Source organism: Stenotrophomonas sp. TWI587 (genome assembly GCF_039674145.1).
GTDB classification, from domain to species: domain Bacteria; phylum Pseudomonadota; class Gammaproteobacteria; order Xanthomonadales; family Xanthomonadaceae; genus Stenotrophomonas; species Stenotrophomonas maltophilia_AY.
Window position 1 is genome coordinate 95,299 of record NZ_JBDJMW010000008.1, and the last position, 20,764, is coordinate 116,062.

A 20,764-nucleotide genomic window follows, 5' to 3' on the forward strand; every position below is an offset into this window, starting at 1 on the left:
GCATGGCCCGCGTGCCATCGGCACTGCGCCTGTCGGGCGCAGCCGTGGCGACCTCTTGAGGATGGCCTGGAATGGAAGCTCTGATTGTCCTGCTGGTGCTGGTGCTGCTGGCGATCCCGCTGCTGCTGATCGTGGCGCTGGTGATGATCGCCGGCCTGCGCCGCCGCGTGGCCGCGCTGGAGCAACGCGCGGCCGGGCCTGCCTGGGAAGCGTCGTCGGCCTCCGCCGAGCCCGAGCGGCCGCTGCGCTGGACGGATATCCAATCCGTGGACACGGTGGCCGCGCCGCTGGACTTCGCCATGCAGCCCGCGGTCGAGACGCCCGTCCAGACCCCGGACGCCATGGCTGCACCTGCACCTGCAGCGGCTGCTGCGGCCGCCGCGATGCCACCGCCGCTGCCGCCATCGGCGCCCGTGCCGCCGGTTGCCCCGATCCTGCCGGCCGAAGCAGAAGGCCCCGGCATCGGCGAGCGCATCGTCGGCACCATCAAACAGTGGTTCACCGAGGGCAACGTGCCGGTCAAGATCGGCATGCTGGTGCTGTTGGCCGGTGTGGCCGCCCTGCTCAAATACGCCAGCGACCAGGGTTGGTTGAACGCACCGATCGAGCTGCGCCTGGCCGCCATCGCGGTCGCCGCGTTGGCCGGGCTGGTGTTCGGCTGGGTGCAGCGCGATACCCGGCGCCTGTTCGCGCTCGCGCTGCAGGGTGGGGCGATCGGCGTCCTGTTGCTGACCATCTTCGCCGCGTTCAAACGCTACGACCTGATTCCCGCCGCGCCGGCCTTTGCGCTCAGCGTGCTGCTGATCGCCGGCATGGGCGTGCTGGCGGTCGTGCAGAATTCGCGCACGCTGGCCGTGCTCGGCATCCTGGCCGGCTTCATGGCGCCGATCTGGCTGTCCACCGGCAGCGGCAACCATGTCGCGCTGTTCTCGTACTACGCCTTGCTCAACGCCGCGATCCTGGCGATTGCCTGGTGGCGCCCGTGGCGCGCGCTGAATCTGCTCGGTTTCGCGTTCACGTTCGGCATCGGTACGGCCTGGGGCGTGCTTCAGTACAGCGCGGACAAGTTCGCCAGCACCGAGCCGTTCCTGCTGCTGTTCTTCGCCTTCTACCTGCTGATCCCGATCCTCTACGCGCGCCGGCAGAGCGCGGAAAAGCGCGATCTGATCGATGGCAGCCTGGTGTTCGGCACGCCGCTGATCGCGTTCTCGCTGCAGGCCGGCCTGCTGCATGACGACCGGCTGCTGCTGGCGTTGTGTTCGCTCGCGCTGGCCGCGTTGTATGCAGGCCTGGCATGGGCGCTGCTCAAGCGTGAGCGCTACACCGCGCTGGGTCAGTCGCATGCGGTACTCGCGGTGGGCTTTGCGACGCTGGCGGTGCCGTTGGCGCTGTCCGCACGCGCCACCGCCAGCGTGTTCGCACTGGAAGGAGCCGCCTTGGCATGGCTGGGCCTGCGCCAGCAGCGCTGGCTGCCGCAGATCGCCGGTGCGCTGCTGACCCTGGGCGCCGCGTTCGGCTTCGTGGTCGGCGCGGACTACTGGCATCTGGACGCCACGGCCATCGCCAACCCGACCTTCATGAGTGGCCTGCTGCTGGCACTGGCTGGTTTTGCCGCCGCTTTCAGCTACCGTCGCGCGCAGCGCGATGCGCCGGCCATCGTCTACTACCTGTGGGGCCTGCTGTGGTGGCTGGGCAGTGTCAGCCACGAGATCCTGCGCTTCGTCACCCACCGCACCGAGCCCGACGCGCTGCTGATCGCCGCCGCCGTCACCGCGTGGCTGGCCGCCGAGATGCATCGCCGCTGGCCGGCGCGCGCGCTGGTACTGACCACGCTGGCGATGGTACTGGCCGCGTTCCCGTTGGCGCTGTGGCAGGCCGACGTACATCAGCAACCGTTCGCGGGTCATGGCGCGCTGGCCTGGGCCGTGTTCGCGCTGCTGGGTGTGCGCAGCCTGTGGTGCCTGCGCGGTGGCGAAGACCGCAGCTCGCTGGCTGCGCAGTTCCTGTGGTGGCTGCTGTGGCCCTCGGTGGTGTCGCTGGCCTGCCTGTGGCTGGCTGATCGCTTCGCATTGGCGCAAGGGTGGGGCCTGGGCCTGATGCTGCTGCCGTGGCTGCTGGTCACCGCAGTGGCGCTGCTGCGCTGGCGCTGGCTGACGGTGCCACTCGGCGAGCGTTTCGACGCCATGCGCACACCGCTGCAGACCACCTTGTTCGCAGTGCTGGGGGTGAGCTGGGCGGGTCTGCTGCTGGTGCCTGCCGGTGCCGCACCGTTGCCGTGGCTGCCGCTGCTCAACCCGGTGGAACTGGCGCAGGTGGCGGTGCTGGTGCTGGCCGCGCGCTGGCTGTGGTCGGCGCAGGCCCCGGAGCGCCTGCGTGCCCTGCGCATACCGCTGCTGGCGATTGCCGGCTTCGTCGCCCTGACCAGCATCACCCTGCATGCCGTGCACCACTGGGGTGGGGTGCCGTGGAACGAGCACTTGTGGTCCTCGACCCTCGCCCAGACCAGCCTGACCGTGGTCTGGAGCGTGCTTGGCGTGATCAGCTGGGTATGGGGCTCGCGCCGCGGGCAACGTGTCCTGTGGCTGGTAGGCGCGGTGCTGATGGGGGTGGTGCTGGCCAAGCTGGTGCTGATCGACCGCCAGCATCTGGGCAACCTGCTCGGCATTTCTTCTTTCATCGCCTACGGCCTGCTGTGCACGGTCGTGGGTTATCTGGCACCGGCGCCGCCACGCGCGCCCGAGCCCGCCGTGGAGGCACAGTCTTGAAGACCTTTCGCCCGCTGATCCTCCTCGCTGCGATGGCAGTTCCGACGCTGGCGTTGGCCCAGGCCCAGGCCACCGACGACCGCCAGGCCTATCGCCAGCAATGGCCGCTGCAGCTCGCACAGCCGCAGGCCGGCGCCTACCGGCTGACGCTCGACGATGGCGTGTACCGCACTGCGGTATCGCCACGCCTGGCCGATGTGCAGGTGTTCAACGCACAAGGCCAGGCACTGCCGTCGGCGTTGCTGGCCGCCGACCAGCCACTGGCGCAGGCGCCGCAATGGCAGACGCTCTCGTGGTTCCCGCTGCCGCCGATGGCCGGCACCTCCGGCGATGACCTGCAGCTGCTGACCGAGCGCAATACCGACGGCAGCGTGCGGCGGGTGGAAGCGCGGCTGGGCCGGGGTGGGGCGGCTGGACAGCCGGCGGGCTGGCTGATCGACGCCAGTGCCCTCAAGTCCGGCGTGCAGGCCCTGCGCCTGGACTGGCAGACACAGTCGCCGCTGCAGGCGCGCGTGCGCGTGGAGATGAGCAACGATCTGCGCGATTGGCTGCGCATCGCCGACGACGTGCCGCTGGTGGACCTGCAGCACGAAGGTCGCCGCCTGCAGCAGCGCCGCATCGAGATCGCGCGCCAGGCCAAGTACTTCCGGATCCTGCCGATCGGCGCCGATGCCTTGCCGGCGCTGTCCACGGTGCAGGCCGAGCTCGCACCGACCGCGCAGGCGATCGCGTGGCGCTGGCAGTCGCTGACCGGCACCGCCGGCAAGCCTGGCGAATTCGAGTATCACCTCGATGGGCGCTTCCCCATCGCGCAGGCCGACATCGCCACCGCCGACAACAGCGTGGTGCAATGGACGCTGCTGAGCCGCGATGATGCCGACCAACCGTGGCAGGTGCGTGCCGGCCCGTGGGTGGCCTATCAACTGCAGGACGCCGCCGACCGACGCCAATCGCAGACCCAGCCGCTGACGCGCAGCACGCGTGATCGCTATTGGAAGCTGGTGGCCGGCCAGGCGCAGTCGATGCCTGCGCCGACGCTCAAGCTTGGTTACCAGCCCGAAGCGCTGGTGTTCCTCAGCCAGGGCGAGCCGCCGTTTGCGGTGGCCGCCGGCAGCGTGCGTGCCGAGCGCCAGGAGGCACCGGTCGCCACGGTGATCGCGCAGCTGCGTGAGCAGCATGGCGCGCAGTGGCAACCGGCGCAGGCGACCGTGCAGGGTGCACCGCAAGTCCTCGCCGGCGATGCTGCGGTAGCCCCGCAACGCGACTGGAAACAGTGGCTGCTGTGGGCGCTGCTGGTGATCGGCGTACTGATCGTCGGTGGCTTCGCGGTGGGCCTGCTGCGCCAGCCGCGTCTTAACGGGGACGGAGGTAGTTAAGCGCGCTTAACTACCTCCGTCCCTGTTATGGATTTGCGATGCACCCGCGCAGCCGGGACAATGATCGTCTGCGCCGTGCGGCGCCCTTCCTTCTTCAGAGCCAAAGAGTTGCTTATGTCCATCGTTCGCATGACCGACCTCGATCTCTCCGGCAAGCGCGTGCTGATCCGCCAGGATCTGAACGTGCCGATCGACAACGGCCAGATCACCTCCGAGCAGCGCATCACCGCGTCGCTGCCGACGCTGAAGCTGGCGCTGGAGAAGGGTGCCGCCGTGATGGTGACCTCGCACCTGGGGCGGCCAAAAGAAGGCGTGTGGAGCGAGGCCGACTCGCTGGCCCCGGTGGCGCTGCGCCTGTCCCAGCTGCTGGGTGTCGAGGTGCCGCTGGTGCGTGATTGGGTCGATGGCGTGGACGTCGCGCCGGGCTCGATCGTGCTGCTCGAAAACTGCCGCATGAATGTCGGCGAAGGCAAGGACGATGAAACGCTGGCGAAGAAGTACGCCGCGCTGTGCGATGTGTTCGTCATGGATGCCTTTGGCACCGCGCACCGCGCGCAGGCCTCCACCCATGGTGTGATCCGCTTCGCTCCGGTCGCCGCTGGCGGTCCGCTGCTGATGGCCGAACTGGACGCGCTGGCCAAGGCGCTGCTCGCCCCGGCCCCGCCGTTGCTGGCGATCGTGGCCGGCAGCAAGGTCAGCACCAAGCTCGAACTGCTCTCCAGCCTGGTCGGCAAGGTCGACCAGCTGATCGTCGGCGGTGGCATCGCCAACACCTTCATCGCGGCCGCCGGTTACTCGGTCGGCAAGTCGCTGTATGAGCCGGACCTGCTGGACACCGCGAAGAAGATCGTGGCCGATGCCAAGGCGCGTGGCGCCGACATCCCGCTGCCGACCGACGTGGTCGTGGCCAAGCAGTTCCTGCCGGACGCCGACGCCACGGTGAAGGCCGTCGCCGACGTGGCCGAGGATGACCTGATCCTGGATATCGGCCCGGAGACGGCCCAGCACTACGCTGGCCTGATCGCCAAGGCCGGCACCGTGGTCTGGAACGGCCCGGTCGGCGTGTTCGAGTTCGAGGCCTTCAGCCATGGCACCGAAGCGCTGGCCCGTGCCATCGCGGCCTCGCCGGCGTTCTCGATCGCCGGCGGCGGCGACACCCTGGCCGCGGTCGACAAGTACGACATCGCGGGCGAGGTGAGCTACATCTCCACCGGTGGCGGTGCATTCCTGGAGTTCCTGGAAGGCAAGACTCTGCCGGCCGTCGCCGCGCTGGAGGCCCGCGGCTCGTGAGCCGCGATGTGCTGTTCTTCGATCTCGACGGCACGCTGATCGATTCGGCCGTCGGGATCACCGGGTGCGTGGCGCATGCGCTCACCCAGATGGGCCTGCCGGTTCCGCCACAGGCAGACCTGCGGCGCTGGATCGGGCCGTCGCTGCGCACCAGCTTCGCGCCGTTGTTCAACGATCCGGCCCAGGTCGAACAGGCGGTGACGTATTACCGCGAGCGCTTCGACGTGGTCGGCTGGCGCGAGCACGAGGTCTACCCGCGGATCGGCCAGGTCGTGCAGGCCTTGAAGGAACGCGGCCATCGGCTGGCGATCGTCACCGCCAAGAACGAGCCGCACGCCCGGCGCATCGTCGAGCACCTGCCGTTCGGCGACTGCTTCGAGGATGTGATCGGGGCCACCCCGGATGGCAGCCGCAGCGAGAAGCCGCAGCTGGTCGCCGAGGCCCTGCATCGGTTGTCGCTGACCGCGGCGCAGTGCTGGATGATCGGCGACCGGCGCATGGATATCGAAGGCGCCCGCCATCACGGTCTGCGCAATATCGGCGTGTTGTGGGGGTTCGGCGGTGCCGAAGAGCTCACGGCGGCCGGGGCGGCGCATCTCGCGCAGGCACCGGACGACCTGCTCACCCTGATCGATTGAGGGCCGCGGCGGCGTTCCGTACGCCGCCGCATGTCCCGCGCAAAGGCCCGCCGCGATTGGGGCTGGCCGCCGGGCGGTCAAACCGCTGTCCGCCCGGTCGTCTCGCGCTGTCTGCAGGACAACAGCGAAACCCAAGCGTGCCAGCGGTGTAATCGTATTCATGGGACGTGATGGGTGTGCTAATTTCACTCCTTTAACGGGAGCCCATTAACCATGATTGAGCGTCAGCGTCGCACCAAGATCCTTGCCACCCTCGGACCGGCGACCGACCCGCCGGGCGTGCTGGAGGATCTCTTCCGCGCCGGCGTGAACGTGGTTCGCCTCAACTTCAGTCACGGTGACCCGTCCGGCCAGGCCAAGCGTGCCGCCGATGTGCGCGCCGCCGCCGCTCGTGTTGGCGTGGAAGTGGGCATCCTGGCCGATCTGCCGGGCCCGAAGATCCGTATCGAGCGTTTCGCCGAAGGCAAGATCAAGCTCAAGGCGGGCGACCGCTTCGACCTGGTCGCCTCGCCGAACGCACCGGCTGGCGACACCACCCAGGTGGGCGTGAGCTACCTCGGCCTGCCGCAGGACGTGGTGGCCGGTGACATCCTGCTGCTCGACGATGGCCTGATGCAGCTGCAGGTCACCGAAGTGCAGGGCGAGCGCATCATCAACACCGTGCTCAACGACGGCGTGCTGTCCGACCGCAAGGGCCTGAACAAGCAGGGCGGCGGCCTGTCGCTGGGCGCGCTGACCGAGCGCGACAAAGAACTGATCGGCATCGTGGCCAAGATCGGCGTGGACTTCATCGCCGTGTCCTTCTGCCGCAACGCGCAGGACATGAACGACGCGCGCGAGATCGCCGAGTCGCACGGCTGCTACGCCGCGCTGGTCTCCAAGATCGAGCGCACCGAAGCGATCGACAACCTCGAAGAGATCGTCGACGCCAGTGACGTGGTCATGGTCGCGCGTGGCGATCTGGGCGTGGAAATCGGCGACGCCGAACTGCCGGGCCTGCAGAAGAAGATCATCAAGGCCTCGCTGGCGCAGAACAAGGTGGTGATCACCGCCACCCAGATGCTGCAGTCGATGGTCGAAAGCCCGATCCCGACCCGCGCCGAAGTGCTGGACGTGGCCAACTCGGTCATCGACGGTACCGATGCGGTGATGCTCTCGGCCGAAACCGCCGCGGGCATGTACCCGGTCAAGGCGGTCGAAGCGATGGCGCGTATCTGCCTCGGTGCCGAACGCCAGTTCCAGACCGAGACCGATTTCGGTGCCTCGCCGCGCAACCTGGAACGTGCCGATCAGGCGATCGCCATGGCCACCATGTTCCTGTCCCAGCACGTGGGCGTGCGTGCGATCGTGGCGATGACCGAATCCGGTGGTACCGCGCGTTACCTGTCGCGCTTCCGTGCCTCGGCACCGGTGTTCGCGGTGACGCGCCATGACGGCGCCCGCCGCCAGATGGCGCTGATGCGCGATGTGTTCCCGATCAACTTCGACAGCCGCGGTCTGACCCCGCGCGAAGCCGCCCGCGGCAGCATCCGCCTGCTGTTCGAAGCGAACCAGCTGCAGAGCGGTGACCGCGTCGTCTTCACCAGCGGTGAGCACATGGAAACCCATGGCGCGACCAACACGCTGCGCCTGCTGGAAGTCGGCGAAGACGGCCGTGCGAGCGGTCTCGGCGAACTCTAACCGACCCACCCGCACCACCCGGACCCGCGTGGCCTCACGGCCGCGCGGGTTCGTCGTTTCAGATGGAATCGTTTCCAGATTCCGTGGACGGTCAGTTCACGGGAGGCGGGGTCTATAATTGGCGTTTTCCCGCACCCGCCACAGGAAGTACATGAGCATCGAACAGCTGGCTGAAACCGCACAGGCCATGGTCGCCCCGGGCAAGGGCATCATCGCGATCGACGAATCCACCGGCACCATCGGCAAGCGCTTCGCCAGCGTCGGCCTGGAGAACACCGAGGAGAACCGTCGCGCCTACCGCGAACTGCTGCTCACCACGCCCAAGCTGAACGAGCACATCTCCGGCGCGATCCTGTACGACGAGACCATCCGTCAGTCCACCAAGGACGGCGTCCCGTTCGCCAAGTACATGGCGGCCCAGGGCATCATTCCGGGCATCAAGGTCGACAAGGGCGCCCATGCCCTGGCCGGCTGCCCGGGCGAGCTGGTTACCGAAGGCCTGGACGGCCTGCGTGAGCGTCTTCAGGAGTACTACAAGCTGGGTGCGCGCTTCGCCAAGTGGCGTGCGGTCATCAACATCGGTGAAAGCATCCCGTCGGGTACCTGCATCGAGTCCAACGCCCACGCGCTGGCCCGTTATGCCGCGCTGTGCCAGGAATGCGGCCTGGTGCCGATGGTCGAGCCGGAAGTGATCATGGACGGCGACCACGACATCGAGACCTGCTACGAAGTCACCGAAGCCACCCTGCGTTCGCTGTTCGACGCGCTGTACCAGCAGAACGTGCTGCTGGAAGGCACCATCCTGAAGGCCTCGATGGTCATCTCCGGCAAGGGCTGCGAAGAGCAGGCCGACGTCGAGGAAGTGGCCGAGTCGACCGTGATGTGCCTCAAGAGCACCGTGCCGGCGATCCTGCCGGGCGTGGTGTTCCTGTCCGGTGGCCAGAGCGATGAGCAGTCCACCGCGCATCTGAATGCCATGAACCAGATGGGCAACCTGCCGTGGCCGCTGAGCTTCTCCTACGGCCGTGCCATGCAGCAGGCCGCGCTGAAGCTGTGGGCCAAGGACACCAAGGCCAACGTCGCCAAGGCACAGCAGACCGTGTTTGATCGCGCCAAGGAAAACGGCCAGGCCGCCCTGGGAAAGTGGAACGGCTGATTCACGCCTGACCACCGTCAACGAGAACGCCGGCCTTGTGCCGGCGTTTTTGTTTGCGCGATACAACGGTGCGCAAAGGCGCGCGTGCTCTGGCACGATGCGGTCCACCTTCGCATGGATGGGTCTCATGTTCGCTCGCTTCTGTATCTGGCTGTGTGTGCTGCCGTTGCTGCTGGTGAGCGCATCGGCGCACGCTGTGCCATCGCGCGGCTTCGATGTGCTGCATTACGAGGTCGCGCTGGTGCCCGACATCGCCCACAAGCGCGTCACTGGCGAGCAGACGGTGCGGTTCCGGGCCGAGCATGCGCTGCGCGCAGTGACGCTGGACAGCGGCGCGCTCAAGGTGACGGCGGCGCTGCAGGGCGATCGCGCGTTGGCATTCGCGCAGGACGAGGCGAAGGTGCACATCACGCTGGCCGAACCGCTTGCGCGCGGCGATACCGCCAGCGTGACGATCCGCTATCACGGCCAACCGCCGTATGGCCTGGAATTCGCGCCCGAGCGCGACGAGGTCTACACGATCTTTTCGACCAGTCAGTGGATGCCGTCGGTGGATGCCCCCGACGAGCGCGCCACGCTGGCCCTGTCCGTGACCCTGCCGGCGGGCCTGTTGGCCGCCGGGACCGGTCGCGCGCTGCCGGTGCGCACGCTTTCCGATGGGCGCATCGAACATCGCTGGCATCTGGAGACGCCGATGCCGGGGTATGTCTACGGCTTCACCGCGGGCCGTTATCACGAAGCCACACAGCAGCATGGCGCGACCGGCTTGCGGTTCCTGTCCAGGGAGCGCTCGCCCGAGCAGCTGCAGCGCGTGTTCACCGCTACGGGCGCGATGTTGGATTTCTTCGCCGCACGCGCGGGACTGCCGTATCGCGGCGACTATCAGCAGGCGCTGGTGGCCCGCACGATCGGGCAGGAAATGGCCGGGCTGTCGCTGATGTCCGAGCGCTACGGCCAGCAATTGCTGGAAGACCCCGCCCAAACCGCGTTGATGGCGCACGAGGCCGCGCATCAGTGGTGGGGAAACCGGGTGACCTGCGCCGGCTGGGAACATTTCTGGCTCAACGAAGGCATGGCCAACTTCATGACCGCCGCCTACCTCCAGCAGGCGCAGGGAGAGGCGGCCTACCAGGCGCAGGTCACCATCTGGCGCACGCGGCTGGACGCGCTGCGTGCCAAGGGCGCGGATCATGCGCTGGTGTACGCGGACTGGAGCGCGCCGACCGGCGATGACCGCGCGGTGGTGTACCAGAAGGGCGCGTACGTACTGCACCTGTTGCGCGGCGAAATGGGCGAGGCCGCGTTCTGGCGCGGCATCCGTGCGTACACGCAGGCCAATGATGGGCGGTCGGTGGTGACCGCCGATTTCCAGCGTGCGATGGAAACCGCGGCCGGCCGATCATTGCAGCCATTTTTCGCGCAGTGGGTCTACGGCGTCGGTTGACGCGTCAGTGCGCTGCCGCCGGCGGCAGCCCCAACGGCAGCGGTGCGAAGATCGCCGAGGTCGAGGGTTCAACCGGCTGGCCTGCCGCCGCCAGCGCCGACTGGTAGGCCTTGTACGTGGCCGCGTTGTACGCCACCAGGATGATCCGGCGTGGCTGGTGGTGCGAGCGCTGCCAGGTCAGGGTTTCGGTGGCGGCGATATGGGCGGCCTGGTGCAGCGGATACCCGAACACCCCGCAGCTGATCGCCGGGAAGGCGATGGATTCCAGTTCCAGCTTTTCAGCCAGCTGCAGCGACTTCCAATAGCAGTTGGCCAGCAGCGCCGGCTCGTCGCGCAGACCGTCCTGCCAGACCGGGCCGACCGTATGGAACACGTGCTTTGCCGGCAGATCGAACGCCGGAGTTTCGCGCACCTCCCCGGTCGGGCAGCGCATGCCGGGGCGGATCTCCGGCAGGGCGCGGCAGGCGTCGAGCAGCTGCGGGCCGGCTGCGCGATGGATCGCGCCGTCCACGCCACCGCCGCCGAGCAGGGATTCGTTGGCCGCATTGACGATCGCATCCACCGCCAGGGTCGTGATGTCGCCCTGCCACACTTCGATCTTCATGCGTACCGCTCCTTACGTGCTGATACCGGGTCCATACAACGAAATGACGTGCCTGCGCTGCACCGTAACCTGCGCGACATCTAGGCTGCGTCATCGTCGTCTCAGGCAGTGCGACCCGGCGGGCGCTGGCTGACATTCACACGATGCCGCCGGATCGCTTCACGGAAGATGAAGCGCGTCACCAAGCAGAACGCCCGCCGATCAAGGCGGGCGTTTCGTTCATACGGACCAACGCCGGGATCAGGGCAGACCGGCCAGCCAGTCGTCGTCGGAGCCTTCGTTGATGTCGGCGAACAGCGGGGTGGAGAAGTAGCGCTCGCCGGTGTCGGGCAGCATCGCCAGGATCACCGAGCCGGGTGCGGCCTTGGCGGCGATGTCCAGCGCGCTGGCGACCGTGGCACCGGCCGAGATGCCCACGAAGATGCCTTCCTCGGCCGCCAGCCGGCGCGAGGTCTCGATCGCGCGGGCGTCGTCGATGGTCAGCAGTTCATCGTAGACACCGCGGTTGAGCACCTCCGGCACGAAATCCGGGGTCCAGCCCTGGATCTTGTGCGGCTTCCACTCGTCGCCTTTGAGCAGGGCAGCGCCTTCCGGCTCCGTGGCGACGATCCGGGTCTCCGGTCGCGCCACCTTGAGCACCTCGCCGACGCCGGTCAGGGTGCCGCCGGTGCCCCAACCGGTCACGAAGTAGTCCAGTCGCCTGCCGGCGAAATCGCGCAGGATTTCCGGGGCGGTGGTGTTGCGGTGATAGGCCGGGTTGGCCGGGTTGGCGAACTGACTGGCCAGGAACCAGCCGTGTTCCTCGGCCAGTTCCTTCGCCCGGCGCACCATGCCCGAGCCACGCTCGGCGGCCGGGGTCAGGATCACCTTGGCGCCATAGGCGCGCATCAGCTTGCGGCGCTCGATGGAGAAGGTCTCCACCATCGTGGCCACGAACTTGTAGCCGCGCGCGGCGGCCACCATCGCCAGCGCCACGCCGGTGTTGCCCGACGTCGCTTCCACGATGGTATCGCCGGGCTTGAGCAGGCCCTTGGCCTCGGCGTCGAGAATGATCGCCAGCGCCAGGCGGTCTTTGACCGAGCCACCGGGGTTGAACGACTCGACCTTGGCGTACAGGGTGACGTGCTCGGGGGCGAGACGGTGCAGGCGCACCACCGGGGTGTTGCCGATGGTGTCCAGGATGGAGTCGTACAGGGCCATGGGGATGCTCCGGAGAAGTCGGTGCCGCCCGGGGGCCGTGCGGCAGGGGAAGGGTCGGGCCGGTGGCGGCGCAAGGCGCCCGCGCGCGGCCGGGCCGGGGTCGGTCAGACCGTACCGCTGGCATATGACCGCGCGAAATGACCTGATTACCTTCTTAAACAACGTTTGGTTATAAGCTGGTGACGGCATTTGCCCTACAGTCGGATGGCCCCCTCTCCATGCGCCGTATCGCCCGCCCATGACGCTGACTCAACTTCGCTACCTGGTCGCCATCGCCGACGCCGAGCTGAACATCACGCTGGCGGCGTCCCGTGTGCACGCCACCCAGCCCGGCCTGTCCAAACAGCTCAAGCAGCTGGAGGATGAACTCGGCTTTCTGCTGTTCGTGCGCAAGGGCCGCAGCCTGGAAGCGGTGACCCCGGCGGGCGTGGAAGTGATCGGCCGCGCCCGCGCCGTCCTGGGCGAGGCCAACAATATCCGCACCTATGCGGCCAACCAGCGCCGTGAAAGCCAGGGCCAACTGGTGCTCACCACCACCCATACCCAGGCGCGCTTCGTGCTGCCGCCGGCGGTGGCGCGCATCAAGCAGGCCTACCCGCAGGTCAGCGTGCATCTGCAGCAGGCTGCTGAAAGCGACGCGCTGGACCTGCTCAGCCAGGGCGATGCGGACATCGCCATCATCAGCACCGCGGGCGGTGAGCCCACGGCCGGCCTGGCCATTCCGCTGTACCGCTGGCGCCGGCTGGTGCTGGTGCCGCGTGGGCACGCGCTGGATCGCCCGGGCGCGGCGCCGGACCTGCAGGCGCTCGCCAGCCACCCGCTGATCAGCTACGAATCCTCCACCCGCGGCAGCTCCTCGCTGCAGCGCGCCTTCGCAAGCGCCGGGCTGACCCCGGACATCGCCTTGACCGCCCTGGATGCGGACCTGATCAAGACCTACGTGCGCACCGGCCTGGGGGTGGGCCTGCTGGCGGAAATGGCGGTCAACGCCAGCGACGAAGACCTGCGGTCCTGGCCGGCCCCGGCGCCGATCGACGAGTGCATCGCCTGGGCGGTGCTGCCGCGCGACCGCGTGCTGCGCGATTACGCGCTGGAGCTGGTGCACGTGCTCGCCCCGCAGATCGATACCCGCGACCTGCGCCGGGTGATCGACGGCAACCAGGAGGCCAACTGGCCGCTGCCGCCGACGTGGGAATCGCTGACGCAGACCATCACCGTCTAGCGACGGTGATGGCTGCCCGCGCATTCCCCCTCTACCCCGCGCCGTTGGCGCGCCCCCTTCAACAGAAGGGGGCTTTTCTCCAGAGGGGTTGAGGGGTTCGGTGGGCGCTTCGAAAGGGCCGCTGCGACGGTTGGTCGCAGGGCGTCGGGTCGGCCGGCCAACGCTCGGGCGCTACCATGACGGGGTGAACGTCCGCCGTCGCCCGTATGCCGTCCTGTTGCAGCTTGCCTTCGTGGCGACGTTGCTGATGGCGCTGGCGCCGCTGGTCAGCCGCTGGCAACAGGCGCATGCCGAGGCGCCGGTGATGCTGATGCCGACCGGCATGACCCACGCGATGCCCGTGCCGCCCGTGCCGCCCGATGCCCACGCCGGGCACGACATGCAGCACGACATCGCGCAGCGCGACGTGCACCACCACGACATGCAGCAGCACGACATGGCGCGCCATGACATGGCGATGCAACCCATGCCGATGCACGCCCTGCCAAGCGCCCACGACACCCCCGCATCGTCGCCACCGATGAGCGAGCACGCCGGCCATGGCGATGCCTGCGAGTACTGCATGATGGCCTCGCGGCTGATGCCGTGGCTGGCGGTGCTGATCCTGCTGCTGCCGGCGCTGCCGGTCATCGCACCACGCGTCCTGCGCGCGGTGGGCACGCCACGCAGCCTGCGCTGGCCGGCCCACGCCGCACGCGGTCCCCCCGCGATCTCCTGAAACCGCCGCCCTCCTGCCCGTGTCGCCGTGATGGCGGCGCGTGCCTGTGTGCTTTTCTGGAGTTCCACCATGACTGTTTCTTCCCGCAGCGCGGGCGCACTGACGCGCCTGTCTGTTTCCCTGTCGCTGGCCCTGGTCGCGCTGCCGCTGCATGCCACCAATGATGACGCCCGCACCCTCGATACGCTGGTGGTCACCGCCACCGCGCCCTCATCGCCGTTGCACTGGGTCACCGATCCGCGCCTGCCGCGGCAGCCGGTCCCGGCCAGCGATGGCGCGGACTATCTGAAGACGGTTCCCGGTTTTTCGGCGATCCGCAATGGCGGCACCAACGGTGATCCGGTGCTGCGCGGCATGTTCGGTTCGCGCCTGAACATCGTCAGCAACGAAGGCAACCTGATCGGCGCCTGTCCCTCGCGCATGGACAACCCGCTGTCCTACATCGCCCCGGAAACCTTCGATCGGCTGACCATCATCAAGGGGCCGCAGAGCGTGCGTTGGGGCGCCGGCGCCTCGGCGGGTACGGTGCGCTTCGAGCGCGATACCCCCCGGTTCGAGCAGCCGGGGATGGACATCACTGCCAGCGCCCTGGTCGGCTCGCGCAACCGCAATGACCAGGTGCTGGATCTCACTGCCGGCGCGTCGCCGGGCTACGTGCGCGTCAACGGCAACCGCTCCGAATCGGACGACTACAAGGACGGCAACGGCGACGTGGTGCCCTCCAGGTGGCGCAAGTGGAACAGCGATGTCGCGGTCGGCTGGACCCCCGATGCCGATACCGTGCTTGAGCTGTCGGCCGGCACCGGCGATGCGATCGCGCGCTACGCCGGACGCGGCATGGACGGCGCCTCGTTCAAGCGCACCAGTTACGCCGCGCGCTTGGAGAAGGACAACCTGCCCGGCGCATGGGACAGGCTGCAGGCCAACCTGTACTACAACGATGCCGACCACGTGATGGACAACTACACGTTGCGCACGCCGAACCCGGCCAGCAGCATGCCGATGCCGATGGCATCCAATGTCGATCGCCGCACCACGGGGGGCCGCATCGCTTCGGAATGGCGCTGGCAGAACATCGCCATCGTGGCCGGCATGGATGCGCAGGACAGCCGCCATCGCAGCCGCAATGCGATGGGGCGCAACACGTACCGGCAGCAGCCGTGGCGCACCGATGCGCGCTTCGAGAACCTCGGGGCATTCACCGAGATCACCCTGGGCGAGGGCACCGCGCAGCGCTGGATCGGTGGCCTGCGCATCGACCGTGCCGAGGTGAAGGACGAGCGCGCGACCGCCGGCATGATGGCCATGCCGAATCCCACCGCCGGGCAGACCCGGCGCGAGAATCTGGGCAGTGGCTTCGTCCGGTTCGAGCGCGACATCGCCCCCGCCCTGACCTGGTACGCCGGCGTCGGGCACAGCGAGCGCATGCCCGACTACTGGGAACTGTTCTCGCCGACGCTCGGCCCGGCTGGCGCGGTCAACGCCTTCACCGGTGTGCAGCCGGAAAAGACCACCCAGCTCGATCTCGGCCTGCAGTACCGCACCGATCGCCTCAACGCTTGGGTCTCGGCCTATGCCGGCCGTATTCAGGACTACATCCTGTTCACCTATCGCGAGGGCGGCATGATGGGCAGCACCAGCCAGGCCAGCAATGTCGATGCGCGCATTGCCGGCGCGGAGGCGGGCGCGGAGTGGCAGCTGGCACAGCAGTGGAAACTCGGCGGCACGCTGGCCTACGCCTGGGGCGAAAACCGCGATGATGGCCGCGCGCTGCCGCAGATGCCGCCGCTGGAAGCCCGGCTCAGCGCTGCTTGGGAAGGCGGGCGCTGGACGCTGGGGGCGTTGGCGCGTGCGGTCTCCCACCAGGGCCGGGTCGCGGCGGGGCAGGGCAACGTGGTCGCCCGCGATCTGGGCCCCAGCGCCGGCTTCGCCACCTTGGCCTTGAACGCCAGCTACCGGGTCAACCCGGCGCTGCTGTTCAGCGCCGGCGTCGACAACCTGTTCGACCGTGCCTACAGCGAACACCTGAACCTGGCCGGCAGCGCCGATTTCGGCTTCCCGGCCGATCCGGTACGGATCAACGAGCCCGGCCGCACCGCCTGGCTGAAAGTGAATTACCGGTACTGAGTCCGGTAGCCGGGCGGGGCGTTCACGTCCCGCCCGTCGCTTACGGCGCCTGCCCGGGCAGGGTGGCGCGGCGATGGGCATTTCGACATGCGTCGATACATGGCGATACACGTGCCGCGCCCCCCAGCACGAAAGGGCTTTCGCCCGTCACCGGCAGATGTGAAGGCGCCGGTAAACGCTTGGCACATATGCCTTCACCCGGGCCCTCTATACACTCGGCGGTCGAGAAACAACCGGGATCGCATTACATGTTGGGACGCATCGCAGCGCGCTTCGCCGCTGGCATCGCCTTGGTCGCATTGGCTGGGTGTGGCAGTAAAGACGAGACCGCTCGCCGGCAGGCAGACGCCGTACCGGTCACCACCCAGGTGGTGCAGACCTCGGCATGGAGCGACACCCTGCAGGCGCTGGGCACGGCGAAGGCGCGCGAGTCGGTGACGGTCACCGCCAAGGTCAGCGAAATCATCGAGACGGTCCACTTCGAGAGTGGCCAGCAGGTCAGCGCCGGCACCCCGCTGGTGACCCTGCGCGGGCAGGCCCAGGAAGCGGCCCTGCTGCAGGCCCAGGCGACCTTCCAGGAAGCGGATCAGCTGTACAAGCGGCAGCGCGAACTCGCGGCCCAGCAGCTGGTGGCCAGCTCCACCCTGGATACGCAGCGCGCCATCCGCGATGCCGCCGAGGCGCGTGTGCGTGAAATGCAGTCGGACATCGGCGACCGCCGGGTGCGCGCACCGTTCGCCGGCGTGCTGGGCATCCGTCAGGTCAGCGCCGGTTCGCTGGTGACGCCGAGTACCGCGATCACCACGCTGGATGACATCGAACGCATGCACGTGGACTTCCAGGTGCCGGAGGCCGAGCTGGCCTCGCTGAGCAACGGCGACAAGGTCACTGCCACCAGCGTGGCCTACCCGGGCCGCAGTTTCGAAGGCGAGGTCGCCACCATCGATACCCGTGTCGATCCCGGCACGCGCGCGGTCACCGTCCGCGCCGATTTCATCAACGCCGATCACGCGCTGCGCCCGGGCATGCTGCTGGATGTGCGCATGTTCCGTCCGGAGCGCCAGGCGCTGGTGATACCGGAAATCGCGGTGGTGCAGGTTGGCCGTGATTCCTACGTGTTCCGGGTCAAGCAGGACCAGACCGTGGAGCGTGCCGACATCATTGCCGGTGGGCGCCGCAGCGGTGTGGTGGAAATCCGCGAAGGCCTCAAGGCCGGTGACCGCATCGTTGTGGACGGCACCGGCAAGCTGCGCCCGGGCCTGAAAGTGCAGGCCGAAGCGGCAGCCCCCGCCGCGCCCGCCACCCCGGCACCGGCGCAGGCTGCCCAGCCGGATACCGCCGGATGAAACTCTCCGACATTTCCATCCAGCGGCCGGTCTTCGCCGTGGTGATGAGCCTGCTGCTGGTCGTGCTGGGCTTCATGTCGTTCACCCGCTTGACCCTGCGCGAACTGCCCGCCATCGATCCGCCGATCGTGTCGGTCTCGGTGGATTACACAGGTGCCTCCGCGGCAGTCATCGAGAGCCGCATCACCCAGGTGCTGGAAGATGCCCTGGCCGGCATCGAAGGCATCGATACCATCAACGCGCGCAGCTCCAACGGGCGCTCGCAGGTCAGCATCGAGTTCACTTCCAACCGCGATATCGAAGCGGCCGCCAACGACGTGCGCGATGCGGTCAGCCGTGTTGCCGACCGCATGCCCGAAGAAGCGCGGCCGCCGGAAATCGCCAAGGTCGAGAGCGACGCCGATCCCATCATCTGGCTCAACATGAGCTCGACCTCGATGGACACGCTGGAGCTGAGCGACTACGCCGACCGCTACATCGTCGACCGCTTCTCCAGCCTGGATGGCGTGGCCCAGGTGCGCATCGGTGGCCGTCAGCGCTACGCCATGCGGATCTGGCTGGATCGCGACCAGCTCGCCGCGCGCGGGCTGACCGTGGGCGATGTGGAAAGCGCGCTGCGCAACGAGAACGTCGAACTGCCGGCCGGCCGCATTGAATCGGCCGACCGCGATTTCACCCTGCGCGTGGAGCGCAACTACGTCAAACCCGAAGACTTCGCCGGCATTCCGCTCGGCAAGGGCGCAGACGGGTACGTGGTACGCATGGGCGATGTGGCCAAGATCGAACTGGCCTCGTCCGAACGCCGCGCGTACTACCGCAGCAATGGTGAGCCGAACATCGGCCTGGGCATCGTCAAGACCTCCACCGCCAATGCGCTGGATGTCGCGCGCGAAGCACGCGCCGAAGCCGATCGGATCAGCAGCACGTTGCCGGAAGGCACGCGCATCTTCGTCGCCTTCGACAACACCACCTTCATCGAGGCCGCGGTCGATCGCGTGTACGCCACGCTGGTCGAGGCGATGCTGCTGGTACTGGCGGTGATCTGGCTGTTCCTGGGAAGTTTCCGTGCCGCATTGATTCCGGCGGTGACGGTGCCGGTGTGTCTGATCGCCGCCTTCATCGCGCTGTATGCGTTCGGTTTCTCGATCAACCTGCTGACCCTGCTCGCGCTGGTGCTGTGTATCGGGTTGGTCGTGGATGACGCCATCGTGGTGGTGGAGAACGTGCAGCGCCGCATCGATCTGGGCGAGCCACCGCTGGTTGCATCCAAACGCGGCACCACCCAGGTGGCGTTCGCGGTGATCGCCACCACCGCCGTGCTGGTCGCGGTGTTCCTGCCGGTCGGCTTCCTGGAAGGCAATACCGGCCGCCTGTTCCGCGAGCTGGCCGTCGCATTGGCCGCCGCGGTGGCACTGTCGGCGTTCGTGTCGCTCACGCTGACCCCGATGATGGCCTCCAAGCTGCTCAAGCCGCATACCGGCCAGGCGCCCAAGGGCCTGCACGGGTTGATCAACCGCAACCTGGATCGCCTCTCAGGCGCGTATGGGCGTTTCCTGGAAGCGCACGTCACGCGCACCTGGATCTACATCGTGGTGATGATCCTGTCGCTGCTGGCCAGCGCGCTGCTGCTCAAGGTGCTGCCGTCCGAGCTGGCCCCGGCTGAAGACCGTGGCTCGTTCCAGATCATGATCGATGGCCCGGAAGGTGCCGGCTTCGATTACACCGTCGGCCAGGTCCAGCAGGTGGAGAAGATCGTCTCCGGGTTCGTCGGCGAGAATGAGCCGATCGTGCGCGCCAACCCGCGCGTTCCCGGTGGTTTCGGTGCCAGCGAGGAAATGCACACCGGCCGCATCAGCGTGTTCCTGCAGCCGTGGCGGCAACGCGATGTGTCCACGCCGGATGTGGCGGCTGAGCTGCAGACCCATCTGAACGATCTGCGTGGCGTGCGCGTGCGCACCCAGGTCGGTGGTGGCTTGGTGCGCAGCCAGGGCCAGCCGTTCCAGATCGTGCTCGGTGGCCCGGAGTACGCGGAAATCGCGCAGTGGCGTGACCGCATGCTGCTGCGCATGGCCGACAACCCGGGCCTGGTCGGCACGGACTCGGACTACAAGGAAACCCGCCCGCAGATGCGCGTGAACATCGACCGCCAGCGTGCGGCCGATCTGGGCGTGTCGGTCACCGCGATCGGTGGCGCTCTGGAAACGATGATGGGCTCACGCCGCGTCACCACCTTCGTCGACAACGGCGAGGAATACGACGTGCTGGTCCAGGCCGGCCGCGAAGGGCGCGCCTCACCGGCCGATCTGGCCGCGATCCGCGTGCGTGCCAGTGGCGGCGAACTGGTGCCGCTGTCCAACCTGGTCACGCTCAGCGAAGTGGCCGAAGCCGGCAGCCTCAACCGCTTCAACCGGTTGCGCTCGATCACCATCAGCGCCGGCCTGGCGCCGGGCTACCCGCTGGGCGAGGCGATCGCCTGGGCCCAGCAGGTGGCCAGCGAAGAGCTGCCCCAGCACGCACAGATCAGCTGGAAGGGCGAATCGCGCGAGTACCAGAACGCCGGCAGCGCGGTGCTGCTGACCTTCGCGATGGCGCTGCTGGTGGTGTTCCTGGTGCTGGCCGCACAGTTCGAGAGCTTCATCCATCCGCTGGTCATCATGCTGACCGTGCCACTGGGCGTGCTCGGTGCGCTGCTGGGGCTGTGCGTGAGTGGTGGCACGATCAACCTGTTCAGTCAGATCGGCATCGTGATGCTGGTCGGCCTGGCGGCCAAGAACGGCATCCTGATCGTGGAGTTCGCCAACCAGCTGCGCGATGAAGGCCGCGACGTGCACCAGGCGATCGTGGAATCGGCAATGGTGCGCCTGCGCCCGATCCTGATGACCTCCATCGCCACCGTGGTCGGTGCGATCCCGCTGGTGGTGGCTGGTGGCCCCGGCTCGGCCAGCCGCGGCACGATCGGCGTGGTGGTGATCTTCGGCGTGACCGTGTCCACCTTCCTGTCGCTGTTCGTGGTGCCTGCGTTCTACTCGCTGCTGGCCCCGTACACCCGCTCGCCGGAAGCGGTGGCACGCGAACTGGCCCGCCAGGAAGCGGAAACCCCCTCGGTCGGTGGCCATGCCTGACCCGAATGGGCGGCAATGCCGCCCATTCATTGAAATTGCCACTACGCAGCCCGGCCCGGATCGTGGAGAATCGACC

At 68.0% G+C, this 20,764-nt stretch carries 14 protein-coding genes; 12 read left to right on the top strand and 2 right to left on the bottom strand.

The genetic code is table 11. The features are described 5' to 3' along the window. Positions 1-71 precede the first annotated feature (71 nt). The 7 genes from ABE464_RS14225 to ABE464_RS14255 all read left to right on the top strand — a co-directional run bounded on the left by ABE464_RS14225 (position 72) and on the right by ABE464_RS14255 (position 10,349). Positions 72-2,765 carry a DUF2339 domain-containing protein gene (locus tag ABE464_RS14225; RefSeq protein ID WP_346472500.1) on the top strand — a complete coding sequence of 898 codons (2,694 nt, stop codon included), beginning with the start codon at positions 72-74 and terminating at the stop codon, positions 2,763-2,765. A gap of 32 nt (positions 2,766-2,797) precedes the next feature. After that, a complete protein-coding gene (locus tag ABE464_RS14230; protein ID WP_346472557.1) occupies positions 2,798-4,141 on the top strand; it encodes a DUF3999 domain-containing protein in 1,344 nt (447 codons plus the stop codon). A gap of 114 nt (positions 4,142-4,255) precedes the next feature. Continuing rightward, the gene (locus ABE464_RS14235) at positions 4,256-5,431 is read left to right on the top strand and encodes a phosphoglycerate kinase (protein ID WP_346472501.1); all 1,176 of its coding nucleotides are present in this window, start codon (positions 4,256-4,258) and stop codon (positions 5,429-5,431) included. Next, on the top strand, positions 5,428-6,069 hold the full coding sequence (locus ABE464_RS14240) for an HAD-IA family hydrolase (RefSeq protein ID WP_259259313.1): 642 nt from the start codon (positions 5,428-5,430) through the stop codon (positions 6,067-6,069). The genes ABE464_RS14235 and ABE464_RS14240 overlap by 4 nt, the downstream gene beginning before the upstream one ends. Positions 6,070-6,282: 213 nt before the next feature. After that, the gene (gene pyk / locus ABE464_RS14245) at positions 6,283-7,749 is read left to right on the top strand and encodes a pyruvate kinase (RefSeq protein ID WP_121039358.1); all 1,467 of its coding nucleotides are present in this window, start codon (positions 6,283-6,285) and stop codon (positions 7,747-7,749) included. A 151-nt stretch (positions 7,750-7,900) separates the two neighbouring features. Further along, positions 7,901-8,905 (top strand): class I fructose-bisphosphate aldolase, encoded by a 1,005-nt coding sequence (locus ABE464_RS14250; RefSeq protein ID WP_088432708.1) that lies wholly within the window; start codon positions 7,901-7,903, stop codon positions 8,903-8,905. A gap of 127 nt (positions 8,906-9,032) precedes the next feature. Further along, positions 9,033-10,349 (top strand): M1 family metallopeptidase, encoded by a 1,317-nt coding sequence (locus ABE464_RS14255; RefSeq protein WP_346472502.1) that lies wholly within the window; start codon positions 9,033-9,035, stop codon positions 10,347-10,349. A 4-nt stretch (positions 10,350-10,353) separates the two neighbouring features. On the opposite strand, the gene ABE464_RS14260 is transcribed toward ABE464_RS14255, so the two are convergent. Together ABE464_RS14260 and cysK are read right to left on the bottom strand one after the other, a co-directional pair. Beyond that, positions 10,354-10,953, bottom strand: a complete 600-nt coding sequence (locus ABE464_RS14260) for an O-acetyl-ADP-ribose deacetylase (protein WP_346472503.1) — start codon at positions 10,951-10,953, stop codon at positions 10,354-10,356. 240 nt (positions 10,954-11,193) lie between these two features. Further along, complete coding sequence (gene cysK, locus ABE464_RS14265) at positions 11,194-12,153, bottom strand: cysteine synthase A (protein WP_346472504.1); 960 nt, start codon at positions 12,151-12,153, stop codon at positions 11,194-11,196. Between the two features lie 238 nt (positions 12,154-12,391). Here cysK and ABE464_RS14270 point away from each other — a divergent pair, with 238 nt between their 5' ends. The 5 genes from ABE464_RS14270 (at position 12,392) to ABE464_RS14290 (ending at position 20,688) form a co-directional block, all read left to right on the top strand. Continuing rightward, positions 12,392-13,375, top strand: coding sequence for a LysR family transcriptional regulator (locus ABE464_RS14270; protein ID WP_121039345.1), 984 nt, complete (start codon positions 12,392-12,394; stop codon positions 13,373-13,375). A 247-nt stretch (positions 13,376-13,622) separates the two neighbouring features. Continuing rightward, positions 13,623-14,093, top strand: a complete 471-nt coding sequence (locus tag ABE464_RS14275) for a hypothetical protein (protein WP_346472558.1) — start codon at positions 13,623-13,625, stop codon at positions 14,091-14,093. Positions 14,094-14,162: 69 nt separating this feature from the next. Then, positions 14,163-16,220, top strand: coding sequence for a TonB-dependent copper receptor (locus tag ABE464_RS14280; protein ID WP_346472505.1), 2,058 nt, complete (start codon positions 14,163-14,165; stop codon positions 16,218-16,220). 248 nt (positions 16,221-16,468) lie between these two features. Next, on the top strand, positions 16,469-17,566 hold the full coding sequence (locus tag ABE464_RS14285; protein WP_346472506.1) for an efflux RND transporter periplasmic adaptor subunit: 1,098 nt from the start codon (positions 16,469-16,471) through the stop codon (positions 17,564-17,566). Then, positions 17,563-20,688: an efflux RND transporter permease subunit gene (locus tag ABE464_RS14290; protein WP_346472507.1), complete on the top strand. Its 3,126-nt coding sequence runs from the start codon at positions 17,563-17,565 to the stop codon at positions 20,686-20,688. Before ABE464_RS14285 ends, ABE464_RS14290 begins: the two co-directional genes overlap by 4 nt. Positions 20,689-20,764 lie beyond the last annotated feature (76 nt).

What these genes read in the sequence shown, in the direction of transcription:
- ABE464_RS14250 (WP_088432708.1), top strand. Translation starts at nt 7,901, where the DNA reads ATGAGCATCGAACAGCTGGCTGAAACCGCACAGGCCATGGTCGCCCCG.
- ABE464_RS14290 (WP_346472507.1), top strand. Translation starts at nt 17,563, where the DNA reads ATGAAACTCTCCGACATTTCCATCCAGCGGCCGGTCTTCGCCGTGGTG.
- ABE464_RS14270 (WP_121039345.1), top strand. Translation starts at nt 12,392, where the DNA reads ATGACGCTGACTCAACTTCGCTACCTGGTCGCCATCGCCGACGCCGAG.
- cysK (WP_346472504.1), bottom strand. Translation starts at nt 12,153, where the DNA reads ATGGCCCTGTACGACTCCATCCTGGACACCATCGGCAACACCCCGGTG.
- pyk (WP_121039358.1), top strand. Translation starts at nt 6,283, where the DNA reads ATGATTGAGCGTCAGCGTCGCACCAAGATCCTTGCCACCCTCGGACCG.
- ABE464_RS14225 (WP_346472500.1), top strand. Translation starts at nt 72, where the DNA reads ATGGAAGCTCTGATTGTCCTGCTGGTGCTGGTGCTGCTGGCGATCCCG.
- ABE464_RS14280 (WP_346472505.1), top strand. Translation starts at nt 14,163, where the DNA reads ATGACTGTTTCTTCCCGCAGCGCGGGCGCACTGACGCGCCTGTCTGTT.
- ABE464_RS14285 (WP_346472506.1), top strand. Translation starts at nt 16,469, where the DNA reads ATGTTGGGACGCATCGCAGCGCGCTTCGCCGCTGGCATCGCCTTGGTC.
- ABE464_RS14255 (WP_346472502.1), top strand. Translation starts at nt 9,033, where the DNA reads ATGTTCGCTCGCTTCTGTATCTGGCTGTGTGTGCTGCCGTTGCTGCTG.
- ABE464_RS14230 (WP_346472557.1), top strand. Translation starts at nt 2,798, where the DNA reads ATGGCAGTTCCGACGCTGGCGTTGGCCCAGGCCCAGGCCACCGACGAC.
- ABE464_RS14235 (WP_346472501.1), top strand. Translation starts at nt 4,256, where the DNA reads ATGTCCATCGTTCGCATGACCGACCTCGATCTCTCCGGCAAGCGCGTG.
- ABE464_RS14260 (WP_346472503.1), bottom strand. Translation starts at nt 10,953, where the DNA reads ATGAAGATCGAAGTGTGGCAGGGCGACATCACGACCCTGGCGGTGGAT.
- ABE464_RS14275 (WP_346472558.1), top strand. Translation starts at nt 13,623, where the DNA reads ATGGCGCTGGCGCCGCTGGTCAGCCGCTGGCAACAGGCGCATGCCGAG.